Source organism: Pseudomonas sp. CFBP 8771 (genome assembly GCF_014841695.1).
GTDB classification, from domain to species: Bacteria; Pseudomonadota; Gammaproteobacteria; order Pseudomonadales; family Pseudomonadaceae; genus Aquipseudomonas; species Aquipseudomonas baltica.
This window is the reverse complement of record NZ_JACYUJ010000003.1, coordinates 89,445-97,187: the sequence shown is the minus strand read 5'-3', so window position 1 is coordinate 97,187 and position 7,743 is coordinate 89,445. Positions and strand designations below refer to the sequence as shown.

10 protein-coding genes are annotated in these 7,743 nt (G+C 65.8%); all 10 read right to left on the bottom strand.

From position 1 onward, the window contains the following. Positions 1-272: 272 nt before the first annotated feature. Positions 273-1,352 carry a molybdenum ABC transporter ATP-binding protein gene (modC, locus tag IFT80_RS08065; RefSeq protein WP_192137217.1) on the bottom strand — a complete coding sequence of 360 codons (1,080 nt, stop codon included), beginning with the start codon at positions 1,350-1,352 and terminating at the stop codon, positions 273-275. 4 nt (positions 1,353-1,356) lie between these two features. Next, positions 1,357-2,037 carry a molybdate ABC transporter permease subunit gene (modB, locus tag IFT80_RS08060; RefSeq protein ID WP_192101943.1) on the bottom strand — a complete coding sequence of 227 codons (681 nt, stop codon included), beginning with the start codon at positions 2,035-2,037 and terminating at the stop codon, positions 1,357-1,359. Beyond that, positions 2,037-2,786 carry a molybdate ABC transporter substrate-binding protein gene (gene modA / locus IFT80_RS08055; RefSeq protein WP_185793278.1) on the bottom strand — a complete coding sequence of 250 codons (750 nt, stop codon included), beginning with the start codon at positions 2,784-2,786 and terminating at the stop codon, positions 2,037-2,039. Before modA ends, modB begins: the two co-directional genes overlap by 1 nt. 115 nt (positions 2,787-2,901) lie before the next feature. Continuing rightward, on the bottom strand, positions 2,902-3,744 hold the full coding sequence (gene ada / locus IFT80_RS08050) for a bifunctional DNA-binding transcriptional regulator/O6-methylguanine-DNA methyltransferase Ada (RefSeq protein ID WP_192137215.1): 843 nt from the start codon (positions 3,742-3,744) through the stop codon (positions 2,902-2,904). Between the two features lie 73 nt (positions 3,745-3,817). After that, entirely contained in the window at positions 3,818-4,468 is a 651-nt protein-coding gene (gene alkB / locus IFT80_RS08045; RefSeq protein ID WP_122478261.1) for a DNA oxidative demethylase AlkB, read from the bottom strand. A 5-nt stretch (positions 4,469-4,473) separates the two neighbouring features. Beyond that, complete coding sequence (locus IFT80_RS08040; protein ID WP_192055952.1) at positions 4,474-5,481, bottom strand: glutathione S-transferase family protein; 1,008 nt, start codon at positions 5,479-5,481, stop codon at positions 4,474-4,476. Between the two features lie 263 nt (positions 5,482-5,744). Continuing rightward, positions 5,745-6,761, bottom strand: coding sequence for a glycosyl transferase family protein (locus IFT80_RS08035; RefSeq protein WP_192137213.1), 1,017 nt, complete (start codon positions 6,759-6,761; stop codon positions 5,745-5,747). Further along, positions 6,758-7,093, bottom strand: coding sequence for a TusE/DsrC/DsvC family sulfur relay protein (locus tag IFT80_RS08030; RefSeq protein ID WP_185793283.1), 336 nt, complete (start codon positions 7,091-7,093; stop codon positions 6,758-6,760). Before IFT80_RS08030 ends, IFT80_RS08035 begins: the two co-directional genes overlap by 4 nt. Next, positions 7,090-7,383 carry a sulfurtransferase complex subunit TusB gene (gene tusB, locus IFT80_RS08025; RefSeq protein ID WP_122477931.1) on the bottom strand — a complete coding sequence of 98 codons (294 nt, stop codon included), beginning with the start codon at positions 7,381-7,383 and terminating at the stop codon, positions 7,090-7,092. Before tusB ends, IFT80_RS08030 begins: the two co-directional genes overlap by 4 nt. Next, positions 7,383-7,742, bottom strand: a complete 360-nt coding sequence (gene tusC / locus IFT80_RS08020; protein WP_192137211.1) for a sulfurtransferase complex subunit TusC — start codon at positions 7,740-7,742, stop codon at positions 7,383-7,385. The genes tusB and tusC overlap by 1 nt, the downstream gene beginning before the upstream one ends. Position 7,743 lies beyond the last annotated feature (1 nt).

The following is a 7,743-nucleotide window of genomic DNA, read 5'->3' as shown; positions in this document are numbered from 1 at the left end:
GCGCCGCTGCTACAGGGGATCGCGGTCTGTAGCAGCGGCGCAAGCCGCGTCCGGGTGCGCTGCGGAGTGTCAGGTGGATCGCATGCGCAGATGACGCGGCTAGCGCCGCTGCTACAGGGGATCGCGGTCTGTAGCAGCGGCGCAAGCCGCGTCCGGGTGCGCTGCGGGGTGTCAGGTGGGTTGCGTGCGCCGATGACGCGGCTCGCGCCGCTGCTACAGGGGATCACGGTCTGTAGCAGCGGCGCAAGCCGCGTCCGGGTGCGCTGCAGTGCTCAGGCCAATACCGCCACGGCCTTGATCTGCGCCCACGCCTGCAGGCCCGCCACCACCCCTAACTGATCCGCCGAATAACGGGTGATTCGCGCCAGGATCACTGTCTCGCCGGCGCGCAGACTCAGCTGCACGTGGGCCGGATTGTGCGCTGTCGACACCTGCTCGACGGTGACGGCGAAACGATTGAGGATGCTGCTGGCGTCGTCCGGGCTCAGGCTGAGGCTGACGTCACGGGCCTGGATCTTGACCCGCAGGCGGTCGCCAACCGTCCGAGGGGTATGGGCGACGCGCAGCGGTTCGACGGCCCCCGGCAGTTGCAGGGACAGCAGCTGATAGACCGGATCGTAGCCGCGGACCGTGGCCTGCACTACCACACCTGCGTCGGCTTCGCGCGCCATGGGCAGATCGAGGCGCTCCAGCGTCGGCCCCAGCGGCCCGCTGCCCAGCACGCGGCCCTCCTGCAGCACCACCAGATGGTCGGCCAGTCGCGCGACCTCATCCTGGGCATGGCTGACATACACCACGGGAATGTCCAGTTCGTCATGCAACCGTTCCAGATAGGGCAGGATCTCGGCCTTGCGGCGGCTGTCCAGCGCCGCCAGCGGCTCGTCCATCAGCAGCAGCCCGGGGCTGGTCAGCAGCGCGCGGGCGATGCCGACGCGCTGCCGTTCGCCGCCGGACAGGTTGGCCGGCTGGCGTTCCAGCAGATGTGCTATGCCAAGCAGGTCGCACGCCTGATCGAGCGCGACCTTGCGTTGACCAGGCTTGATCCGCCGCCAGCCGTATTCAAGATTGCCGCGCACCGACAGGTGCTCGAACAGGCTGGCTTCCTGGAATACATAGCCGAGCGCACGTTTGTGCGGCGCCAGGAAAATTCCCCTGGCGCTGTCCTGCCAGACCTCGCCATTGACTTCGATGCAGGCATCGGGCGCTTTCACCAACCCGGCCAGGCAGCGCAGGCAGGTGGTCTTGCCGGATCCGGAGTCACCGAACAGCGCGCTGACACCACGTCCGGGCAGTTGCAGGTCGACGTCCAGCGAAAACGCGCCATAGGTCATGTCGATACGGGCACGGATCATTCCATCAACTCCACGCCGAGCGCGATTGGCGGCCGCGGTGCAGCAACAGCAGCACGGCGAAGGAAAACACCAGCATGGCGCCGGCCAGCCAGTGCGCCTGGGTGTATTCCATGGCTTCGACATGGTCGAAGATCTGCACCGACACCACCCGCGTCTTGTCCGGTATGTTGCCGCCGATCATCAGCACCACGCCGAATTCACCCACAGTATGGGCAAAGCCGAGAATGCTGGCCGTGACGAAACCAGGCTTGGCCTGCGGCAGCACCACGGTGAAGAAACAATCCCAAGGGCTTGCACGCAAGGTCGCCGCCACTTCCAGAGGTCGCTCGCCGATGGCTTTGAAAGCGTTCTGCAGGGGCTGGACCACGAAAGGCATGGAGTAGATCACCGAACCGATCACCAGCCCGGTGAAGCTGAACACCACCGAGCCCAGACCCAGCGCTTGCGTTGCCTGGCCGATGAAACCGTGGGGGCCCAGCAGCAGCAACAGGTAGAAGCCGATGACCGTCGGCGGCAATACCAGGGGCAGGGCGACCACTGCGCCGACAGCACCGCGCCAGGGCGACGCGGTGCGCGCCAGCCACCAGGCGACGGGCGTACCGACCAGCAGCAGAATCACCGTGGTCAGGCTGGCCAGCTTCACCGTCAGCCAGATCGCACCCAGGTCGCTGGCGTCCAGCGGCATCAGATCTGGTAGCCGTACGACTTGATGATGGCCGCAGCTGCCGGGCCTTTCAGGTATTGCATGAGCGCCTTGGCGGCTTCGCTGTCACGACCTTTGTTGAGAATCACCGCGTCCTGCTTGATCGGATCATGCAAGGCGGCCGGGACGATCCAGGCCGATCCTTGTTCGACTTTGCCATCCTTGTAGATCTGCGACAGTGCCACGAAACCCAGCTCGGCATTGCCGGTCGAGACGAACTGGAAGGCCTGGGTGATGTTCTGCCCTTCGACCAGTTTGGGCTGGGTGGCCTGAGTCAGGTTCATCTTCGCCAACACCTGGGTCGCCGCCAGCCCGTAGGGTGCGGCCTTGGGGTTGGCGATGGACAGGTGCTGATAGCTGTTGCCCTTGAGCACGGCGCCTTCGGCGTCGACGTAGCCAGGCTTGGCCGACCATAGCGCCAGGGTGCCGGTGGCGTAGGTAAAGCGTGAGCCCGGAACGGTTTCCTGCTCGCTTTCCAGTTTTGCCGGGGTGCTGTCGTCGGCGGCCAGGAACACTTCGAACGGCGCGCCGTTCTTGATCTGGGTATAGAACTGGCCGGTCGAGCCATAGGCGGCGACGAGCTTGTGCCCGGTGTCGGCCTCGAAGGCTTTGGCGATGGCCTGTATGGGGGCGGTGAAATTGGCGGCGACAGCCACCTGTACCTCATCGGCGTACGCACTGTTGAGGGCCATGGCGGCGCCGAGGGCAAGCAGGCGGGTGGTGAACTTCATTGGACGGCGCTCTGTGGGAAAAAAGACTACCGTCATATAGCAAAATATATAGCGCTTTGCCAGTCCTGCACGCTGGTGTCCGCAGCCTGCGAGAAGTCCTGTGACGAGATCGGCGTCAAGGCGTGTCAGGCCGACGCTCGCGCTCGAGCAGTTCGCGCTTGCGCTCGATACCCCAGCGGTATCCGGAAAGCCCACCGTCGGTGCGTACCACTCGATGACAGGGTACCGCCACGGCCAGGGCGTTCGCCGCACAGGCCCCGGCCACCGCACGTACCGCGCTCGGCGCGCCGATGCTGGCCGCAACCTGCGCGTAGCTGGCGGTAGTGCCCGGTTCGATCTTGCCCAGCGCTTGCCATACCCGTTGCTGGAAGGCCGTGCCGCGAATGTCCAGGGGCAAGTCCAGACCCGCCTTCGGTGCCTCGATGAAGCCCAGCACCTTGGCCACGATCGCTTCGAAGTCTGAGTCGGCGCCTATCAGTACTGCCTTGGGAAAGCGCCGTTGCAGATCATCGAGCAAGGCTTGCGGCTCGTCACCCAGCAGGATCGCGCACACACCGCGCTCGCTGCAGGCCACCAGCACCGCGCCAAGGCTGCATTGGGCAAGGGCGAAATGGATCGAAGCCTTGCTGCCCCCTTGGCGGAAGGCCGCCGGGGTCATGCCGAGCATGCCGTTGGCGGCCTCGTAGAACCGCCCGGATGAATTGAAACCGCTGGCGTACAGGGTTTCGGTGACGGATTTGCCCTGCTGAAGCTGCTCGCGGACCTTCTGCGCCCGTCGGGCACTGGCATAGCTGCGCGGCGTCAGCCCGGTCACGGCCTTGAACACCCGGTGGAAGTGCCATGGGCTCAAGCCGGCCCGTTCGGCCAGCGCGCTCAACTCGGGCGGAGCGTCGCTGGCCTCGATCTGGCGGCAGGCGGCGGCAACCAGTTGGCTGTGGTGAGCGGTAGGGGTGAGCATGGCGCGATTCCGTGGATCGTCGAAGCAGCCATGTTAGCCGTTGCTGCGGGCACTGACACTCCGCTGCTTGCGCTCAGCCAGCCTTGCGCAGGGTGAAGTTGATCCGTTGTGGGCCCATCACCGGGTGCACGCCTTCCTTGAGCGGCAGCACGCCGTGAAAGCGCAGACGGTCGACACCGCCCCATACCATTACATCGCCGTGCAGCAGGGGCACGCGCAGCGGGCGGTCGCTGCGCTGCAGGCCGCCGAGCTGGAACATCGCCGCGAGGCCCAGTGAAACCGAAACGATGGGCGCGCCGTAGTCACGTTCATCGCGATCCTGGTGCAGGGACATCCTGGCGCCCGGCACGTAGCGGTTGAGCAGGCAGGCATCGGGTATGAAATCATCGAAACCGGCCGCTGCCGCTGCTTCCCGAGCCAGCGTGCGCAGCACCTCGGGCAGCACCGGCCACGGGCGGCCGGTGAGAGGATCGTCGCTAACGTAGCGATATCCTCGCGCATCCGTGCTCCAACCGAACTGCCCGCAGTTGCTCAACGCCACCGACATGGTGTGCCCACCGGGCGTTTCCATGCGCCGAAACGGGGCTGCCCTGAGCACTTCGCGCAAGGCCGGCAGGATGTCGTCCAGCCAGGGCAGGGCGAAGCCACGCAGGACGAAGGTCTGCTCGCCCAGGGATTCGCGACGACTGGGTTGTTGTGGCTCATCGAACAGTGAGGACTGCACCGGGCTCACCCCTCGCCGTGTTGCCAGATACCCCGGCCGTGAAGGCGCTCACGGTCATGGGCAGCGTTGAAATCCTGCGCGGGCCCCTTGGGCACGATACCGGTCGGGTTGATGGTCGGATGACTGGTGTAGTAGTGGCCTTTGATGTGTTCGAAGTCCACCGTCTGGGCGATGCCCGGCCATTGGTACAGCTCGCGCAGCCAGTTCGACAGGTTCGGGTAATCGGCGATGCGCCGCAGGTTGCACTTGAAGTGTCCGTGGTACACCGCGTCGAAGCGGATCAGGCTGGTGAACAGGCGCCAGTCGGCTTCGGTCAGGGACTCCCCGGTCAGGTAGCGCTGGGTGTCCAGCGTGGCTTCGAGGCGGTCGAGTTCGGCGAATACATCGTCGAACGCCCTGGCGTAAGCCTGCTGCGAAGTGGCAAAGCCGGCGCGATAGACGCCGTTGTTCACATTCGGGTAAACCGCGTCGTTGACGCGGTCTATGGCTGGGCGCAGCGACTCGGGATAGAGGTCCAGGCGATTGCCGGTGAGGGCATCGAAGGCGCTGTTGAACATGCGAATGATCTCGGCCGACTCGTTGCTGACGATACGGCTCTGCTGCTTGTCCCACAGCACCGGCACCGTGACTCGGCCGGTGTAGCGCGGATCGTCGCGGGTGTAGCGTTCGTGCAGGTAGCGCAAAGGCTCGAGGTGATCACCGCTCGAGCCTGTCTGGCTGTCGAACGTCCAGCCGTGCTCGCCCATGTGCCAGCTCACCACCGATACGTCGATCAGCGTTTCCAGGGCCTTGAGCTTGCGCACGATCAGGGTGCGATGGGCCCACGGGCACGCCAGCGAGACGTACAGATGGTAGCGACCGGCTTCGGCCTTGAAGCCGCCCTGGCCACTGGGGCCGGGTTGTCCGTCGGCGGTGACCCAATGGCGGCGCTGCGAGGTTTCGCGCTGAAACGCGCCGTCCTCGCTGCTTTCGTACCACTGGTCGTGCCAGCGTCCTTCGATCAGCAAACCCATGGTCGTCTCCCGAGTGCGTATCGGCGAACTGTATCACGCTGCTCCGCCGCAGCGGCCCATACCAGGTGTGCCGCCGACGCGGCTTGCGCCGCTGCTACACGCGTAATCAGGGCACAGCGCGTGTACCGCTGACGCGGCTTGCGCCGCTGCTACATGGGTATTCCGGGCAGGGGGGGGCGCCGTCGCGGCGGCATGAACCCTGTAGCAGCGGCGCGAGCCGCGTCGGCGGCATGTGCGGTAGGTCTGACATCACGCCGCTGCCGTTACAAGGACTTCGTGCACGCCGCCAGGTCGCGTGCCGCCCACAGCGCGCGGGCTTCGTCGAAGGCCTGCTCGCGGGAGCTGCCCAGCCCTCGCAGGGCCAGGGCCATGGTGGAGATCAAGGCCATTTCGCCGTAGCTGTCCTGGCGCTCACCCTGCCAGAACTCAACCAGGTGGCCGACTTCGAGAGTCGGCGGCTTCACGTGGCGCTGGGCGGCCAGGGCAGGCCATTCCTCATCCCAGGGCAGGTGGTCGCCGGTGCCATAGAGATGGCTGGCGCTGTCCGGGTTGATCTCGATTTCGCCACCGTCGCCCTTGACCACGATCGCCGTGTCGCCGAGCAGGCCGCTGGCATCGCGATGCACTGCCTGGTAGCCAGGGTGGAAGATGCTCTGCAGGCCACAGCGTGCCCCGAGCGGGTTGAGAATCCGCGCCAGCGAATGAATGGGCGAGCGCAGGCCCAAGGTGTTGCGCAGGTCGATCATGCGTTGCAGTGGCGCTGCCCAGTCCATCAACGGGGAAAACGCCAGGCCGTGCTGGTCGAGCGCCTGGCCGACGGCATCCCAGTCCCGACACAGCGCGATGTTCAAGGTCCCGAGCAGTTGTTCACTGTACAGCCGTCCGGCGGTGTGGGCGCCCGCGCCGTGCATGAAAATGCGCCGGCCGCTGCCGCCCAGGCATTTCGCAGCCAGCAGGTACCACGGCAAGTGGCGTTTCTTGCCAGCGTAGGTCGGCCAGTCCAGATCGACCGCCAGCGCCGGCGCCTGCAGGCGTTCGCGCAGGGCGAGGGTGAAACCGGCGAGTTCCTCGGGGCTTTCTTCCTTGTGCCGCAGCAGCATGAGGAAGGCACCCAGCTGTGCGTCTTCCACCCGGCCATCGAGCAGCATGCCCATGGCCTCGCGGGCTTCCTCACCGGTGAGGTTGCGTGCGCCGCGCTTACCCTTGCCCAGGGCTCGCACGAATTGGGCGAACGGGTGCTCTTCGGGGGTTTCCAGCATCAGTGCAGGGTAGTCGGTCATATGCAATTGGTCGGTTTGGGCAGGCCCGCCAGCTTGGCAGCGAGTTTGGCAGGAGTGCCATTGAACAGGCGATTGAGGTGCAGACTGTTGCCCTTGTCAGCGCCCAGTTGCTGCGCGACGTACTTGATCAGCGGCCGGGTGGCAGGCGAAAGCTGGTACTGGGCATGGAAGCGGCGCAGCAGTTCGATGATCTGCCAGTGGTCAGGGGTCAGTTGCAGATCCTCGGCGCCGGCCAGCGCCTGGGCGACTTGCGGACTCCAGTCGGCGAGCGACTGCAGGTAGCCGTCCTGATCCAGCGCGATGCTGCGCCCGTCGACGATGAGTGTCGTCATAGCCAGCTATTGACCTTTTCATAGGCCAGCGTCAGCTCGACGAACGCCGGGTAATCGAGCAGCTCGACCCCGGGGTTGTTCGGCAAAGCGCGTGCCTGCGCATCTTCGGCCAGGGCAAAGACGGCGACGCCGGCGCTCGCCAGCGCTGCCCAGGGCTCGCTGCCGGGCGCCAGGGCGTAGACCGCATCGCCGCTGAGCAGAATGGCGTCGTCGTCGCCCAGCAGACGCAGGCAACTGTGCAGGCGCTGGTCGCTGAAAGGCGAGTGTGACAATACGTGAAGAGTACTCATTACAAGGTCACCACAAGGTCGAAGCGCGCCAGCAGCTCGCGCAATTGCGTATCTGCAAGCGCCTGCGCGGGCAGGGCCAGCCCGGAGGAGGCCAGGCCACGTTGGGCGAGGCTGGCGCTGCAGACGAACACCTCCTCGACACCGAACAGCGGCAGCGCCTGCAGGTTGGCCGCAAGATTCTTTTGTTGCACGGCATCCGGCGCCTGGGTGTCCAGCAACTGGTAGACACCGTCGTCGAGAAACAGCATGGCCAGCGGCAGGTCGTAGGCACCGCCGGCCAGGGCGATGTCCAGCGCCTCGCGCGCGGCGGGGCCTGCCCAGGGGGCTTGGCGGCTGATGATCAGCATGGACTTGGCCATG

Bases quoted from the DNA above. Each gene is read 5' to 3' on its own strand.
- modC (WP_192137217.1), bottom strand. From the start codon at position 1,352: ATGATCCGTGCCCGTATCGACATGACCTATGGCGCGTTTTCGCTGGAC.
- modB (WP_192101943.1), bottom strand. From the start codon at position 2,037: ATGCCGCTGGACGCCAGCGACCTGGGTGCGATCTGGCTGACGGTGAAG.
- modA (WP_185793278.1), bottom strand. From the start codon at position 2,786: ATGAAGTTCACCACCCGCCTGCTTGCCCTCGGCGCCGCCATGGCCCTC.
- ada (WP_192137215.1), bottom strand. From the start codon at position 3,744: ATGCTCACCCCTACCGCTCACCACAGCCAACTGGTTGCCGCCGCCTGC.
- IFT80_RS08040 (WP_192055952.1), bottom strand. From the start codon at position 5,481: ATGGGTTTGCTGATCGAAGGACGCTGGCACGACCAGTGGTACGAAAGC.
- IFT80_RS08035 (WP_192137213.1), bottom strand. From the start codon at position 6,761: ATGACCGACTACCCTGCACTGATGCTGGAAACCCCCGAAGAGCACCCG.
- IFT80_RS08030 (WP_185793283.1), bottom strand. From the start codon at position 7,093: ATGACGACACTCATCGTCGACGGGCGCAGCATCGCGCTGGATCAGGAC.
- tusB (WP_122477931.1), bottom strand. From the start codon at position 7,383: ATGAGTACTCTTCACGTATTGTCACACTCGCCTTTCAGCGACCAGCGC.
- tusC (WP_192137211.1), bottom strand. From the start codon at position 7,742: ATGGCCAAGTCCATGCTGATCATCAGCCGCCAAGCCCCCTGGGCAGGC.